This window comes from Flavobacterium sp. UGB4466 (genome assembly GCF_903469665.1).
In the GTDB taxonomy this organism is placed as follows: Bacteria; Bacteroidota; Bacteroidia; order Flavobacteriales; family Flavobacteriaceae; genus Flavobacterium; species Flavobacterium lipolyticum.
Genome location: NZ_CAGKLC010000055.1, coordinates 1 through 16969 on the forward strand (window position 1 = coordinate 1; position 16969 = coordinate 16969).

Below are 16969 nucleotides of genomic sequence, written 5' to 3' on the forward strand. Positions count from 1 at the left end.
GTATTATATATTTAATATAAATAAAGTTTTTTTTTCTTACAACTTAAGTTTTAATATTCTTTTTTAGGTAGATTAGGTAAGAATAGTGTATTTGAAATGAGGATTTTGTTAAGTACTCTTTTGGTAAATTTTTATATTTGAATTATCTGATATAGAGCTAATTGTTGAATTTTTAATCATTACTTATGTTATTAAATAGAAGAATATCGCTTTTGTACTTTGTTAATGAGATTAGATCACAGATTGTACTGATCGTATTATTTGCGATATCAATTGGACTGCTCGACATGCATCCCTTATTTCAACAAGTATCTCTGCCGTTAAGTATTCCGGCATTAGTAGGTACTGCGGTTTCTCTTCTTCTTGCTTTTCGGACAGCGCAATCGTACGAAAGATGGTGGGAAGCCCGAACCGTTTGGGGAGCGATAGTAAATGATTCCAGGACTTTAATCCGGCAGATAATCCAATTTACACCAAAAGAAAATAAAGAGATTGCTGATGCTTTTACAGAAAGACAGATCATCTGGCTTTATACACTGGGAGAGTCATTGCGCAAACAGCAGTTTTCACCAAGGGTACAGACTTATCTTGATACTTTTCAGATCAAAGCATCTAATATCCCTAATGCTTTGTTGGATAAACACTCCCTGAATATTGCAGAATTGGCGGCACAAGGACTAATTTCAGAGTTTAAACAGGTGCAGTTAAATGAAACATTAGCCAGACTTTGCGACAGTATGGGGAAATGTGAACGTTTAAAAAATACCGTCTTTCCAAAATCATATAGTGTATTAGTTCATACCCTGATCTATGTATTTGCCGCGATACTCCCTTTTGGACTCGAAGACTCACAGCTGGTAGTAGAGATTCTTATAACGATATTGATTCCTGTTCTGTTTATTTCCATAGAAAAAACAGCGATTATAATGCAGGATCCTTTTGAGAATACGCCTGTTGATACACCAATGACTTCGTTGGCAAAAACAATCGAGATCAATCTGCTTGAAATGACTGGGGCAGAAAATATACCTGTAAAGGAAAAAAATGAGCTTTATTACGAGATGTAATAAACTTAAAATGGAGCCTTAAAAAAAGTATTTCATCATGGATATAGAGTTTGAACTGTTACTATCTGCCAAACTACTGTTGGCGCTTTTATTGGGAGGAATTATTGGTATTGAGAGAGAAAGAGAACAGCAGAATGCGGGTGTGCGAACTTTTGCCTGTATTTGTGTAGCTTCTTGTCTGTTTGTTTCTATTGCTGCCCATCTCACCGAGGATAAATCGGCTATTGCCAGAATGCTTGCGGCTATTGCAACGGGACTAGGTTTTATAGGGGCAGGGCTAATTTTTAGAGATGAAAAAAATCTACCTAAGGGATTAACCACTGCATCGGGTTTATGGACAACTTCGGCTGTAGGTATGGCCATCGCGCTCAATATGTTTGTTATCGCCATCTGCTCGACAGCCATTATCCTGTTTATTTTTACAATTAATCAATTCTCCTGGTACAGAAAGTTTGTGGGGAAATTATTTAAAGATAAAAACCTGAAAAAGTAATCTAAAAAAATAGCTTAGGTATTGAGTGTGAAATTACTGAGAATCACAAAAAGAGATTTCTTTCAACAATGTAAATTTGTATTTTTAATTCATCTATAAGACAGTAAGAAATTAAAAAAGAAATAGCATTGGTCACAAAAATTAAAACGTATAAACTACGGGAACTGTAAAAATTGAAAAAGATCAGAGCAAACGCAATTACCTGCAATTGGCCGAAGGTTCAGCAGGTTCAAACCTAAAAGTGGGGCTTTTCAAAAAGAATCAGTAAGTTTTGAAATTTCACGCTGAAACTTTTTTTATAAATTAGGATCGTGTGACTCGTTAATCTGTACTATGTTAACCCTAAATTGGCATATGTTATCTGATTGTGCATGAAATAGTATTAAGATAGAATAATCTTCTATTTTTAATGAAATTTCAACAAAACACATGCAACCAATATCGCTTATTTCAGATCATTTTATTGAAGAAAAATGTAATTTTAAAGAACTTATAGAAAGACTTCGGGCTGGGTTTTCGAGTTCGGATATCAACGTGCCTATGCGCCATCATCATGATTATCCTAATCCGGAAGAGGGCAAAGATTCTACACTGCTGCTAATGCCTGCATTCCAATTGGGTAAGGACTTAGGGGTAAAAATAGTTACCGTAAGTCCCAATAATGGTAAATATGACCTGCCTTCCATTCAGGGGACTTATATTTATCTCGACGGACACAAAGGAAATATAAAGGCAATTCTCGATGCAAAATCACTAACAGGGAAACGGACTGCAGCAACCTCTGCTTTGGCAAGCAGCTATCTTTCGAGAAAAGACTCCTCGTCTATGCTGATGATTGGTACTGGAGCATTGGCCATCAATTTAATTCAGGCGCATGCGAGTGTAAGACCTATAAAAGAAGTTTATGTTTGGGGAAGAACGATAGAAAAGGCACAATTGGTTTGCGATGCACTCAAAAATTTCCCATTTACTTGCAAAGCCGTTTCAACTATAGAAGAAGTTATTTCTCAGGTTGATATCATTTCGTCAGCGACTTTATCCCCCGTTCCACTTGTTTTTGGAAAATGGCTGAAAGCAGGACAGCATTTAGATCTTGTTGGAGCCTACAAAAAAGACATGCGTGAGGCCGATGACGAGGCGGTTCTAAAATCGAGCCTGTTTTTGGATACCTATCAGGGCGGACTAAAGGAAAGCGGCGATATTTTGATTCCGCTGACAACCGGCATTATCACAAAAGAAACTATTAAAGCCGATTTGTTTGAGTTGTGCAGTACTGTAAAATCGGGCAGAACCTCTGAGACTGAAATCACTTATTTTAAGTCGGTTGGACATGCTTTAGAAGACCTTGTCGCAGCCGGATATTTTTATGAAGCGTATAATTTAAAAGCACCAAAGAATGTCTAGTACCTACCAAAATATTTGTAATACTACTGATTATAAGGCAGACGCTTCCGTCCTGCAGATCAAAACAATTGATATGCATACAGGGGGAGAGCCTTTGCGTGTAATTGTTTCCGGTTTTCCGAAATTGAAAGGAAATACTGTTTTAGAATACAGAAGAGATATAAAAGAAAATTACGATTACTTAAGAACGGCATTGATGTTTGAACCTCGCGGTCATGCCGATATGTACGGTTGTATTTTACTTCCGCCAAATGATGAGGATGCAGATTTTGGTATTCTTTTTATGCATAACGAAGGATACAGCAGTATGTGTGGTCATGCCATTATTGCGATAAGTACTTTGGCAGCAAAAATGAAATGGATCATCGTAAAAGAAGGTGAGAATGAATTGAAAATTGATGCCCCATGCGGTCGGATTTTTTCGTTTGTCACGGTAGCAAATGGAGAAGTAACGGGAGTACGGTTTCATTGTGTTCCAAGTTTTGCCGTAGGTTTAGATCGTGTTGTAAATGTTGAGGCCATTGGTGATGTCGTTTATGATTTGGCTTATGGAGGTGCTTTTTATGCTTATGTTGATTTGAGAAAAAATACACATTTGAATTTTGGATTAACGGAAGAAAATTACCGAACCATTATTCAAACCGGGGTCGATATCAAACATGCCGTAATGAAGCAGGATGCCGAAATTCTGCATCCGTTTGAAGAAGATTTGAGTTTTTTATATGGAACTATTTTTATCGATGAACCGCTGAATGGTGCTAACCACAGCCGAAATGTTTGTGTTTTTGCCGATGGAGAAGTCGATCGTTCGCCAACAGGTTCCGGTGTTTCCGGAAGAATTGCGATTGAAAAAGCCAGAAATGCTATCAACTCGGGTGAAGTTATTACGATAGAAAGTATAACAGGAAGTACTTTTAAAGGATCACTTGTCAGAGAAGAAAAATTTGGTCATTTCAAAGCTGTAATTCCACAAGTGGAAGGAACGGCTTTTGTAACGGGAGTAAATACGTTTTTAATAGATCCAAAAGATCCTATGAAGAATGGTTTTATACTAAGATAATCCAGAATCACAATTAGTATAAGATTGGGAATTTTTAAGGAAAAAAAAGCTCTCCATAAGCTTTCAAATCAGAAAGCCTATGGAGAGATTTTTTTTATTCAAACACGATTTAGAAAAATTGGATCTTTTATTTTTATTTTTTGATGTAACCAAATTAATTCTATTTTTAACGACCTTTTCCGTTCTTTGATATTTCATCTAAAAGTAGTGATTTTAAAAGGGAACAAAAAATGTTAAAGAGTTTCAGTGTAGCATTTGAATTAAGATATAAAAATGACTTTATTTGTATAAGTATAATCAATAGGTAAGATTTTTTTATAAGATTTTTCTCTTGTTATTTGAGTTAATTTTGATTTTAAATCAAATGAAAGAAAAGTATTACGTTAATAAAATGTTAGGAAATATGATTATTTTAAATAAAGTATTTATTTTGCCCAAAATTCTAAATTTCTTCTAAATTGAACCATTGCTTTACTTGTCATTAAAGGTTATTATATGAGAATCGAAAAAAAAATTAACAAGGTTTCGGAAGACGGATTATGTAAATTATCCGTTTTTTCGAATGTTTCCGTTTTTTTTTCGTTTTTCTTTCAAACGGCTTTTTATTATTGGTACTCAAAAATTGCCAGTTTCATTTCAGTTTACTTTTTTAAGATTTTATTTCCCTTACGTAAAGGGGGATCATTTGTGTTATTTTACTTAGTATATCTTTTACTTTTCTCCAAAAGATGGATAGGTACTTAAACGGTTATGGATTTTTTAATCTCCTCTTCATTTTAATTACAAAACTTTGCGGAGGGAATGAGCGATAATTGTTAAATCGCTTTCCTCTTAAAAAAATAAGCAGCCTTTAAATTTACCATAACAAACAACACAATGAATACTAGTATTATTAAAAATTATTCTAAACTTAAGTTCTCCTTATATTTTTTGCCCTTATTCTGTTTAGCTGCTCTAGTACTGTTTCTTTATTATGAGAATGCTTTAAGTGTTTATAATTACGCACAAATTCAAAAAAGCACCTTTCTTTATATTAATTCCCATTTAGGGCTTTATCCTAATTTACAATACAATCTTACTCAATTAGGAGATGCTTCGATTTTTTTATCCTTCTTAGCCCTTTTTATACTCTATGCACCCAAATTATGGGAAGCTTTGCTGTCGGGTTTATTATTTTCGCTATTATTTTCCTGTCCGTTAAAAGCAATATTTGGTGTTCCAAGACCTGCCGTAATTTTTAATAATGAAATTACCTGTATTATGGGAAGAAAATTATGTGGCTTCAATAGTTTGCCTTCAGGACATTCGATTGTAGTTTTTACTGTATTGACCATTATCTTATTTGCCTTTATGCCACAGCGATTGAAATTTAAAATTCTGTGGTCTGTATCGATCATTACGATAGGATTTATTTTAGCATTTACACGAGTAGGTGTAGGGGCACATTATCCCCTTGATGTAATTACAGGAAGTATTCTGGGTTATATTTCCGGAATCTCAGGTATTTTTATCAGCAGAAAATATAAAATAGGGGCCTGGATCAACAATGATAAGTACTATCCAATTTTTATTGCATTGTTTATCATTTGTTGTATTTGCTTGGTCGGCAAAATTATTAAAGAAAATTTGATTATATATTATCTTTCGTTTATTAGCTTAGCAGTCTCACTTTATAAGATCACTTATGTTTACGTTAAAAAATAATTTAAGAATAACTCATTTTGTCCTATTGATGAGTTTTTTGATTTTTTTGTTCTTCCACCTGCCGTTTTACACCTTTGTTTTTAACAATGTCGATTATAAAAGTCTAAACGGTATTGTTCTGATTGTGAGTTTGGTAATTCTAATGCTGGTTCTTAATGCATTTGTTTTATACCTCTTGTTTTCGCTTTCTCGTCATGTCGGGAAAGTTTTGCTGATCTTGTTTTTTATTGTTAGTTCAATTGCAGTCTACTTTGTGAATACGTATAGTGTCATCATTGACGAAAGTATGATTGGCAATATTTTGAATACTAATTACGAAGAATCCAGCAGTTTTTTTTCCTTTAAAGTAATTTTGTATGTAATTTTTCTTGGAATTATTCCGAGTATTTACATTGCAAAGGTTAAAATAACCAAGGTACCATGGAAGGAGTTTTCAATCACTTCTTCACTAACTTTAGTATTTATTGCCGTTTTGATATTTGTTAATGCCAGCAATTGGCTTTGGATTGACAAAAATTCGAAACGACTTGGAGGTCTTGCAATGCCATGGTCTTATTCGGTTAATACACCGCTATTTTACATTCATAAGTTCAAGAAAAATGAAAAGGAAATTTTGCTGCCCAATGCTGTTATAAAAGATAACGAGAAATCGGTTGTAGTTTTGGTTATCGGAGAATCGGCCAGAAGGCAAAATTTTTCTCTTTATGGCTATAAGAAAAACACCAATCCGTTACTTTCTAAAACAGAAAATGTATTTCATTTTAATGCCAATTCGTGTGCAACATATACTACTGCAGGTGTAAAATGTATTTTAGAGCATAAAAACAGCGATGATCTCTATGAAATCTTGCCCAATTATTTATACCGAAATAATGTTGAAGTGATTTGGAGAACGACCAATTGGGGCGAACCGCCAGTTCATATAAAGAATTATCAAAACAAGGAAGCATTAAAAGCCGACTGTAAAGGTGTGGAATGCGATTATGATGAGGTTTTATTAAGAGGATTAAAAGAGCAGATTCAGGCCAGTAAAAAGAATAAAATACTAATTGTGCTCCATACCAGTACAAGTCACGGACCTACATACAGTAAAAAATATCCACCACAATTTGAGACGTTTAAACCAGTCTGTAATAGTGTTGAATTGGGTAAATGTTCTCAAAATGAACTTCTTAATGCTTATGATAATACGATTGTGTATACCGATTATATACTTCATAGCGTAATTGAGGATTTAAAAGAATTAAAAGAATACAAAAGCACCATGATTTTTGTTTCAGATCACGGAGAATCTTTAGGAGAAAAAAATCTTTACATGCACGGTGTGCCTATTAGCATTGCCCCTAAAGAGCAATATGAGATTCCGTTTATTGTTTGGGTATCTGACAATTCAAAACAGCTTAAGCCTAATGAAACATTGACTCAAAACCATGTTTTTCATAGTGTTCTAAAATTTCTTAATGTCGAAAGTCCGGTTTATGATGAGAAAATGAACATTTTTAAATAAGAAGTTTTTGTGGCTTTGTCGCAGCTGTGGTAACTTGTTATCTCAGCCATTTCTAATTGAGTTGGACAGCTGCGACAGAAGCTGATATTGACCATAAAAAGAACTTTTGAATACTTATACCCGTTGGGTGTAATTATTTTTAAAAATAGGAGAAAAAGAGACTTTCTTTCTGTAAAAAAATTGATGTCTCTATGCGTTAAATATTTTTTTGCACGCAGATTTCGCAGATTGCTTCGCCTGTTCGCTATCGCTCGAGTCTTCACAGATTGTAAATTTTTTAATCCTTTAATCTGTGGCTATTATTTTAACACATAAACATAGACTCTCTTATTAAAAGTAGGACGTTTCACATTTCACTTCTTATTTTTTTCGGAGAATCTATGTCTTTATGTCTTAAATGATTTTTGCCAACAGCCTTATTTTAATTTTTTTTGATCAGAGGGATAAAAAATCTGCTTTCTACCAATTAAAACAGGTAGAACTACGCTTAAAAATCACAGTTTTAGTGAGTTTATTTGTTGTTACCAATAACATATCAAACAAATAAACTCCCTAATTATGGAAAACTACTTACACGGCCTACTCGACGAAGAGAATGACCCAATTATTCAACAATATTTAAAATACATAGACGAAGGAATTCCCCGTACGGATAAACCAAAAGACGTATTGATCATTGGTGCCGGAATGGCCGGAATGGTAGCAGCGGCTATGTTAAAGGAGGCAGGCCATAAGGTTACAATAGTGGAATCTAATACCCGTGTTGGTGGGCGAATTAAGACTTTCCGCAATTCTAAGGACAAAAAATATTTTGCAGACGATACCGTTTATGGCGAAGCCGGAGCAATGCGCATCCCGACCATACATCAGATGGTACTCAAATACATTGATAAACTAGGACTCAAAACGGAGCCTTTCTATTATTTGTCTGTCGATAAAGCCCAGGCAATTGCATATCAGGCGGATCCTGACGAATCAAAACCAGAGGTTACAAGAAATTCTCTTTTCTATATCAACCGAAAACGTGTGGTTCAAAACGTATATTTTCCAAAGGATGCGAGTGAAATTGTCGATGTAAACCAATTGCTTGACTTTCATTTGGACAGTAGTGAAAACATGCGCGCAGACCAGTTAATGGCCAGTTTGATCAATCCGCTTAAAGATTTTATTGCAGAAGATCCGAAGAAAAACTGGCCTTTGCTCATCGATCGTTACGGAGAATATTCGATGCGTCGTTTCCTGAAAGAAAATTCAAAGTATTCAGAAAATGCGATCGAAATGATTGGCGTTATCCAAAACCTGGAATCCAGAATGGCTTATGATTTTATCCAGAGTTTTATAGAACAGAATATTATTAAAGATTCTACGCGATTTATGGAAATTGTAGGTGGATGTGACAAGCTGCCTAATGCCTTTTTTAAAGCTCATAAGCTAGAAGAAAATACCTATTTCGATTGCAGGATGACAAAAATGATGCTTGTCAATGACAAGGTCAAAATAGAAGTAGATATAGAAGTGCAGCGTAACTCCCAGTTTTATGAAGATGCAGGGTTCAAAGTATTAGATACTCCTGTTAGTGATATGGAATTTGATGAAGTAATTGTCAGCATACCATTTTCGGCATTAAGGCACGTTTATGTAACACCACAATTCGAGCAACAGAAACGAAAAGCAATCCGGGAACTGCATTATGATTCTGCTACTAAAATATTACTTGAATTTCGTGAAAAATGGTGGCAGGAAGCTCCGTATAATATCGTTGGCGGTGGTACCATTACGGATTTCTCTAACCGTTTTACCTATTATCCGAGTAATGATTTGGGAAGTAACGGGCATGGTGTAGTACTGGCGTCCTATTGCTGGTCAGACGAAGCGAGCCGCTGGGATTCTATGGATGATGATGACCGATATTTCTATGCACTGAAAAATCTGGCCATCATGCACAGCGATGATGTGAAAGAACAGCAGCGTATTATCGACCTTGCTGTAATCAGCTCTAGCATCAAAGACCGCAAAGGAAAAACCGGAAAATTAATCGGTGCTGCAACACAAAGCTGGATGCGCGATCCTTATGCTTTTGGCGAAGCGGCAATCTTCAATCCGGGTCAGTTACAGTTATTACAACGCCATATCATTTCGACAGAATGGAATGGAAAAGCACATTTTGCGGGGGAACATACTTCCCTAAAACATGCCTGGATAGAAGGTGCTATCGAGTCCGGAATTCGCACTGCACTGGAAGTTAATGGAAATGTTGGTAATCTTAATAACCCGATTTAAGATGTCAGAGCAAAAAATATCAGTAGCAAAATACCTGCAGATACGTCTGGAAGAATTAGGACTTACCCACTTATTTGGTATTGCAGGCAATTATACTGCTCCGTTTTTAAATACAATCCTTGAAGACAAAAAGGCAAAAATTAAAATCGTTAATGATACAAACGAAATAAATGCAGGACACTGTACCGATGCTTATGCACGACAAAATGGTTTTGCAGCAGTAGCGGTGACCTACGGCGTGGGAGCATTTACGTTGTTGAATTCGGTTGCAGGGTCTTATGTAGAACATTGTCCCGTTTTGGTTATCAATGGAGCTCCAACCAATAAAGATCAACAGCGAAGTCTTGTTCAGGGAATGCTGGCTTCACACATGACAGGTGATATGTACAGCAATATCAATGTGTTTCGTAATGTTACTGTTGCAGCCGAACAGATTACAGGTTCATCTGACGCTCCTTATAAGATTGATGCAGTACTGAATGCCTGTCTTTTATACGGAAGACCGGTTTACCTTGAAGTTTTTGAAGACGCATGGCGAATGGAATGCGATGCACCTGTTACTCCATTGGTAGAAAAAGGTGCGTCAAAATGCCAGACGAGTGCACGCAAGGCAGCTCAAAGGGTTGCTGCAATGGCCCGTGGAAAAGAAATTATTTTCTGGGGCGGAATTGAAATTCAGCGTTACGGCATTCAAAAGGAATTTTTAGATCTCATTGAAACTACCGATACGGAATTTGTAACTTCCATACTCGGAAAATCGATCGTTTCTGAAAATCATCGTAAATTTAGGGGTGTTTTTAATGGCAAAGCATCCCCAAAAGATGTTAAGCAACAATTTGAAAAAGCCCAGGTAAAAATTGGTCTCGGTGTATGGACCACGGGTAAAAATCTGGGTGGTTTTGATGTTTGGAAAGAGGACACGGTACTCGCGAATCACAGTGGTGTAAGGATAGGTGCTTCTTATGTGGCCAATGTATCGTTAAAGGATTTTATTATTTTCCTGAAAGAAGAACTCACTAAAGTTTCCTTTAGTGCCTATGAGATGTATGACACGGAAAAAAAGCTGCCGAAATCATTTTTTGTGGCTGATGGCAGCATAGCAAAAAATGAAAAACCACTTTTGACCTATGATACTTTTTTCAAACGGATCAATAGTTTTATAAACGGCAGCCATATAGTAGTTGCAGATGCCGGTTTTCCTTTATTGGGAGCTCAAGGCATCCGTATCGCAGAACCTAACGGATTTGTGGCACAGGCATCATGGCTTTCTATCGGTTATTCGGTACCTGCTGCAACCGGAATAAAATGTGCCAGACCGGATAAAAGACCGGTGGTATTTGTTGGCGATGGTGCTTTTCAGGAAACCTGCCAGGCCATATCAACACAGAACAAACTGAAACATGATACTATTGTTTTTGTATTGGATAATGGTATTTATGGTATTGAACAAATGCTTGTGAATCCAAATCCTTTCCGTGGTGCTGATCAGGTAGATTATGATATCCCTGATTTAAATACTGTCTATGACTACAATGAAATGCATCGTTGGAAATATGCTAAACTCGTTGATGTGTTTGGAGGGAAAGGTTTTGAAGTGAACACTCTCGATGAACTCGAAGACGTTTTACAGCAGCTTGATACTATTAAGGAAAATACAATCATACACGTGAACATTCCAAAAACATCTATTCCGGAAGCGATTGCCTATAAAACGGAGGAGCCGGGAGAGGATGAATTTTTAGATAAAGACTGGAGTTTGTGTTAGGTTAAAAGGAGTGGTCTTGACATTTCTATAATTACTTATTATTTTTAGAAATTCGGATGAAAAAAAGAAAAAGAACAGAGTGGGAGTAAACTGGAGGATAGATGAAATCTATATAAAAGTTTAACTTTAAAAGTAAGCAAGTTTCACTCTGTTCTCTTTTATCAATTCAGTTAATTTTTCTTTCCAGTTTTGTGCTATTGAGCCGCCAGAATCATTATCATAATTATCATCATTGTCATTAATAATGTTATTTAATAAATAATTTACAGCTGCTATAATTTTTCTTTCAGAGACAGTTGTTGGAACTCCTCCACGCAATACATGATGATCTATCGATGACAGTGATGCATAGTTAATGGTAAATCCTTCGGTAAGTATTTTTTCTCCTTTGGTATTAAAAGAGGTATCGCATCTTGATAGAGAGGTTAGTATTTGGGGAGAAACCCAAGAACCACGAGAAAGCCTTTCCCAGTATAAATTAATTAAACGGTCTCTTTTTGCCTGACTAATCAATAATAATGAAACCGATGCTACTAGGTGAGCTCTCCAATTTTCCTGCTCTAATAATAATCTAATACCTTCACTAATTTTCTGTTCAGAGTTTGTTTCGAGTATGGCTTCTAATTTCGAAAAACTTAATTTTAAGTTGAAACTTTGAGATTCGTCACTGGTTTGTTCTACTAAACTTAGAAAAGGCAAATGGTTTGGCTGCCCGTCCCAAAAATCCTTGAAAATCCCTAAATTCATTTTTAATTATATTTATGCAGTTAAACAAATGCTAATATAGGGAATTAAAAGCCTAATTACAGCTTTTGAGTATTGATTGATACTAGTTGAATAATGCTCCTTGTTAATGGTTAGCAGTTTCTATCTGCACCTTTGACAGAGGTTGGTGAAGGTATTATTATTTTAAGAAAGATAAGAAAATATCTTTCCAGCTCTATTATTCTTTTATAGTAGAATAAGTGTTTTTTAATGCAATATAGTTGCATTAATTATATTTGTTTGTATTTTTACAGTATTCAGGACAGATTGGGGGTTTTGAGTTGATTTAAAATGGTTAGTAATTCTGTTTTTGAATCCTATTATTTATTTCCAAAGAAAGCATACTTGTTTAAAGAAGTTAATACCCTATATCATTAAATTAGAATAATAATGAACAGACGTAAATTTTTAAAAGGATCAACAGTAATAACCGGTTTTTTCGCTCTTAATCCTTCAGTTATTGTTTCTAATAATTTAGAAACAATGTCAAAAAAGGATAAAAAGGCCAAAAACATAATTTTTTTAATAAGTGACGGGATGAGTTCCGGAACGCTTCAGATGGCGAATCTCTACGCTCGGAATATTCTGGGAAAAAATGGAAATTGGATAGGGCTTTATACTGAAAATAAAGTTTCCCGAGCTTTAATGGATACGGCATCTGCGAGTTCATCTGTTACTGATTCTGCAGCTGCAAGTTCTTCTTTCGGAGGTGGTCATCGGGTTAAAAATGGCGTATTGAATGTTGGCCCAAATGGAGAAAGATATCTTCCCATTTGGCAGAAGTTTAAAAATGAGGGAAAAAAAGCAGGCTGTGTTACAACCGTTTCCATTACGCATGCTACTCCAGCTGGTTTCTGTGTTAATTCAGACCGGAGAAGTGCTGAAAATGAGATAGCAGAAATGTACGCAGATATTGGTTTGGACGTTATGCTAGGGGGAGGAGATGATTTTTTTAATGCTTCAAAAAGAGCAGATCGAAAAGACATTTACAAAACTTATGAAGAGAAAGGATATCAGATCTTAAAGCAAAAATCAGATTTAAAAAAAATAAAGAAAGGAAAAAAGACATTGGGTGTTTTTGCTTCGGGAGCACTTCCTTATTCGATAGACAGAGCTAATATTGAGGATTTACAACAAACGCCTACTCTTGCAGATATGAGCGCAGCAGCGATTGAACAGTTAAAGGATCATGAAGAAGGGTTTGTATTATTAATTGAAGCAGGAAAAGTAGACTGGGCTGCTCATGCCAATGATATTGCCGCCCTGATTCACGATCAGTTGGCTTTTGATGAAGCTGTAAAAATTGCTATTGATTTTGCTAAAAAAGATAAAGAAACATTGGTTATCATAACAACAGACCATGGTAATGCAAATCCGGGACTAATATATGGAGCAGATGCTACAGAAAAATTCAACAGTATTGCGGAGTATAAATATACCAATGAATATATTTTAAATTCCATTCATAGCGACTTTAATCAAAAGCAAATCAAAGACTGGATATACGAAACCAATAAAATAAATCTAACGGATGAAGAAGCTGCTCATTTGTTGAATTTTTATTCGGGGATTGAGAAACAGGAGAGCGGTTTATACAATTATAAAAAGTTGCCTTTTAAAGCTTATTCTGAAATTCAAAAAAAGCATAACAATATAGGATGGATTAGCATGGACCATTCCGGGGATTATGTAGAACTGGCTGCATTTGGACCTGGAAGTGAATTGTTGAAGCCTTTTGTTCAGAATATAGATTTGCATTATTTAATGCTGGAAGCCGCATCAAAAAGTAAAATTTAAAACAAGTTTTACAGTTTTTGCGTTAGAATCGCACTCATTTTCTGTAGTAGAACTGGAAGCAGTTCCAGATTATCATCTTCAATTTGCATCTTTCGTATGGAGGTGTAAATGTTTTTTTAGCCTGTAGATGGGAAGATAAGTAAACAATATCGAAAGCAGGCCTGCAAGAACGGCATCCAGAAGAGCCATAAGGGTTGGATCTAATTTATGGTTAACCGTTAAGCTCTGCTGTGCAAGAAGCAATACAGTTAATACCAGTAAACCGGTTGTGATGCCGTGCAGCAGGCATAATTTTGTTATAAACTTGTTTTTATTCAACTTATGGTCTATTGCCACTTCGATTAATTCTTGTTTGGAGGCAACAATAACCCGATTAATGATATCCATTGTCAGGATTACAGGCAAAAAGATAGCCATTGGCAATGTTAAACGTGCTAAGCTTTGAGGACCGGCAAAAAAATGAGTATATCCTAATTCCTGGAAACTGGCATAAGCAATAATAAAATTGAAACATACGTTGGGAAGGATATAGTAAATGGCTCGCTTTCTTAAAAAGCGTTTGAGGGATGTTTTTTTGGACTGAGCTGCTGTTTTCATACGTAATTTATAAGGGTAAAGCCAGTATTTCTAAGGCCTTATCTTTAATTTTTGAAGCTTCTTGTTTCGGTAAAAAGTCTTCGTTGGACATTAAGGTAAAGTCCATCTGATCGTTAAAGGTAGTCGTCACTAAAGTGTTAGAATTTAGCCAGGGAAACGCTACTGTTGGACTGAAGATATCTTCCAGAATGAAATTTTTGTAATCGTTCCGGATTTGAAGGTTACCCATATTCGACAGCGTCAGATCGTGTGCACCTCGGCTGGATTTTAGCAGCGCAATCATGCGATGTACCAGAGGGTGCATCTGTTCCCCCATCCATAGCAGTTCCCGGGCGTCCATTTTTTCTATTTTTTGAGCAAGATCTTTTTTGATGTGTTTCGCCTGATCCAGTATCTGATTTTTTTCTTTTTTTAAAGACAGTTCCACTGTTGGGGCAAACGCAAATATTTGGTCTTTTCTGATTTCAGGAATAAAATGGCGGATATCAATAGGACTGATTACCTTTTTTTTCGCTGATTTTCCTTGAAGCTCCTGAAAAGCCTGCATAAAAGCGGTACAAAGAATGGCGTGTACTGAAATACCATTGTCTTTGCATTTCTGCTTTATAATGGCAGAGTTTGTCGGATCTAATTTCCAATGAATGGCATAATTTTTTCCAAGATTTCTTTTTTTATTTTTCCGTTGCAGTAAAAAGAAAAATTTCCCCAAAAATAAAAAAAGCTTTGCTTTGCGAGCCTTTTTTTGAAGATCAAACTGTGGTGCCAGGAAATTGTTGACCGATTGAAATAGTGGATAGGGTTTCAGATCAAGTGTTGGATTATCGATTAAGGCAAGTAATTCCTGCATCAAAGTCACCATGCTGGTTCCATCGCAGATACAATGTGGCACTACCCATAACAATTCAGAGAATTGCTGTCCTTTGATCCATACCAATTGAGCCAAAGGGGAGCCTTCGCCTTTAAACTGCCGATACCATTCCTGTTCCGATTCCACTAACCAATGGGTATCGGTTTGACGTTTTACGATGCGAAGCGGAATAGGTTTCATATTTTCCCTGATGGCATAAACCGGATGCTGTTTATCCTGTAAATCAACCTCTGCACGAAGCAATGGATGTTTGTGTTGGATTTTTGCTAAAGCAATTTCGATCTGTTCTTTTAGAATTTCACCTTTGATTTTTGCCGTAAAGACACAGTTTAGAGGTGTGGCGGGATCCACATACATGATTCGTTCCACTAATAAGAGTTTTCGCTTGTTCATGAGGCTGCTTGATAATTTAATTGGTGTTTAATAGAATCAATTATTTCATCACGAATGGCTAAGGCTTCGTGATAAGGCAAATAACCTTCACTTCCCATAAAGGAGAAGTCGATAACACCTTGATAAGTAGAGGTAAGGATAGTTGTTGTATTGCCCAATGGCCCAATGACTGATGGACTGCGAATAGTTTCCAACACAAAGGATTGGTATTGATGGGGGATCTGAATACGACCCAGATTAGAAAACATACAATCGTTGGAGGACTTGCCTCGTTTTAGAAGTTTTGTAAAGTTGTTCAACGCCTTATGAGCAGATTCCATAACCATCATGGTGATATAAGGATTAAGTTTGGCGGTTTTGCGATCTACATGCTGCTGCATGACACGTAAATTGTCTAAGAAATCGAGTTTAGGATCAGATGACAGGACGATCATCAGACCGAAGGCGAAAATATGATCTTTTTTTACCTGAGGAGCAAAGCGCCTGATATCTACCGGGCAAGAAACTTTATTAAAGGCTTTGTTTCCGCGCACTTTCTTAAAGGTGTCCAATACGATAGCACTTAAAAAAGTGTTGACGGTGATGGCTAGTGATTGACAATGAGATATAAGCTGTTGACTTGTGGCCGGATCTAATTTCCAATGAATCAAATAGTCAGTTTGTCGATCAATCGCTTTCTTGCTGACGGGAATGCATTTGATGGCGAATGTTGCCAGTCGACCAATCATTTTTGCCTTGATTTTTTGCCTGTTACTATTTAAAATAGGGGAAGGAACAACGTCCTGAATACCTAAAATAGGATTTTCAATGCCTATATCTGCTGTAGGATTATCCAATACTTTTAAAAATTCATCAATTAAATTCATCGCAGCACCACCATCACATAGACAGTGATGAAAAGTCAGCAGCATATCTGAAGTATCATTTCCTTTGATCCACACCAGGCGGATCAAAGGTTTGTTTTTGTAATCAAAAAGTGTCTGTAATTCTCGCAAGGTTTCTTGTTGCCAGTCCTCTTTTCTTTTTTGATCTACAATACGGATAGGAATTGGATTCGCTAGTTTAGATACTTCAAACCACGGGACATTGTTTTCATCGAGCTGGATGAGTGCCCGTAGCCAGGGATGTTTTTTCTGAAGTCTGCCCAAAGCATACTGAATCTCTTTTTCCTCCAATACACCGCGCAGGCGAAAAGGAATAACAACATGGAAGGGGTCTTTTCCTTCTCCCAAAAGCATACGCTCTCCAAATAGCAATCTTCTTTTCATA

General features: G+C 36.2%; 13 protein-coding genes. 9 read left to right on the plus strand and 4 right to left on the minus strand.

Going from position 1 to position 16969, the window contains the following annotated elements; translation table 11 throughout:
• The first annotated feature begins 185 nt into the window (after positions 1 to 185).
• From JO950_RS13885 to JO950_RS13920, 8 genes are all read left to right on the plus strand, one after another.
• Positions 186 to 1067 carry a bestrophin family protein gene (locus tag JO950_RS13885; protein WP_202703195.1) on the plus strand — a complete coding sequence of 294 codons (882 nt, stop codon included), beginning with the start codon at positions 186 to 188 and terminating at the stop codon, positions 1065 to 1067.
• A gap of 37 nt (positions 1068 to 1104) precedes the next feature.
• The gene (locus JO950_RS13890) at positions 1105 to 1560 is read left to right on the plus strand and encodes an MgtC/SapB family protein (RefSeq protein ID WP_202703196.1); all 456 of its coding nucleotides are present in this window, start codon (positions 1105 to 1107) and stop codon (positions 1558 to 1560) included.
• A gap of 429 nt (positions 1561 to 1989) precedes the next feature.
• Complete coding sequence (locus JO950_RS13895) at positions 1990 to 2964, plus strand: ornithine cyclodeaminase family protein (RefSeq protein WP_202703197.1); 975 nt, start codon at positions 1990 to 1992, stop codon at positions 2962 to 2964.
• Positions 2957 to 4024, plus strand: a complete 1068-nt coding sequence (locus JO950_RS13900) for a proline racemase family protein (RefSeq protein WP_202703198.1) — start codon at positions 2957 to 2959, stop codon at positions 4022 to 4024. Before JO950_RS13895 ends, JO950_RS13900 begins: the two co-directional genes overlap by 8 nt.
• An 876-nt stretch (positions 4025 to 4900) precedes the next feature.
• Positions 4901 to 5728 carry a phosphatase PAP2 family protein gene (locus JO950_RS13905; protein WP_202703199.1) on the plus strand — a complete coding sequence of 276 codons (828 nt, stop codon included), beginning with the start codon at positions 4901 to 4903 and terminating at the stop codon, positions 5726 to 5728.
• Complete coding sequence (gene eptA, locus JO950_RS13910) at positions 5709 to 7235, plus strand: phosphoethanolamine--lipid A transferase EptA (RefSeq protein WP_202703200.1); 1527 nt, start codon at positions 5709 to 5711, stop codon at positions 7233 to 7235. The genes JO950_RS13905 and eptA overlap by 20 nt, the downstream gene beginning before the upstream one ends.
• Positions 7236 to 7793: 558 nt before the next feature.
• Positions 7794 to 9515 (plus strand): NAD(P)/FAD-dependent oxidoreductase, encoded by a 1722-nt coding sequence (locus tag JO950_RS13915; RefSeq protein WP_202703201.1) that lies wholly within the window; start codon positions 7794 to 7796, stop codon positions 9513 to 9515.
• Position 9516: 1 nt separating this feature from the next.
• Positions 9517 to 11280, plus strand: a complete 1764-nt coding sequence (locus JO950_RS13920) for an alpha-keto acid decarboxylase family protein (RefSeq protein WP_202703202.1) — start codon at positions 9517 to 9519, stop codon at positions 11278 to 11280.
• A 126-nt stretch (positions 11281 to 11406) separates the two neighbouring features.
• On the opposite strand, the gene JO950_RS13925 is transcribed toward JO950_RS13920, so the two are convergent.
• Positions 11407 to 12027: a hypothetical protein gene (locus tag JO950_RS13925; RefSeq protein WP_202703203.1), complete on the minus strand. Its 621-nt coding sequence runs from the start codon at positions 12025 to 12027 to the stop codon at positions 11407 to 11409.
• 408 nt (positions 12028 to 12435) lie between these two features.
• Here JO950_RS13925 and JO950_RS13930 point away from each other — a divergent pair, with 408 nt between their 5' ends.
• Positions 12436 to 13842, plus strand: coding sequence for an alkaline phosphatase (locus JO950_RS13930; protein WP_202703204.1), 1407 nt, complete (start codon positions 12436 to 12438; stop codon positions 13840 to 13842).
• A gap of 78 nt (positions 13843 to 13920) precedes the next feature.
• Here the strand turns inward: JO950_RS13930 and JO950_RS13935 are convergent, their stop codons facing one another.
• The 3 genes from JO950_RS13935 to JO950_RS13945 are packed head-to-tail and all read right to left on the minus strand — an operon-like array spanning position 13921 to position 16968.
• The gene (locus JO950_RS13935) at positions 13921 to 14439 is read right to left on the minus strand and encodes a hypothetical protein (RefSeq protein WP_202703205.1); all 519 of its coding nucleotides are present in this window, start codon (positions 14437 to 14439) and stop codon (positions 13921 to 13923) included.
• A 7-nt stretch (positions 14440 to 14446) separates the two neighbouring features.
• The gene (locus tag JO950_RS13940; RefSeq protein WP_202703206.1) at positions 14447 to 15700 is read right to left on the minus strand and encodes a condensation domain-containing protein; all 1254 of its coding nucleotides are present in this window, start codon (positions 15698 to 15700) and stop codon (positions 14447 to 14449) included.
• A complete protein-coding gene (locus tag JO950_RS13945; protein ID WP_202703207.1) occupies positions 15697 to 16968 on the minus strand; it encodes a condensation domain-containing protein in 1272 nt (423 codons plus the stop codon). Before JO950_RS13945 ends, JO950_RS13940 begins: the two co-directional genes overlap by 4 nt.
• Position 16969 lies beyond the last annotated feature (1 nt).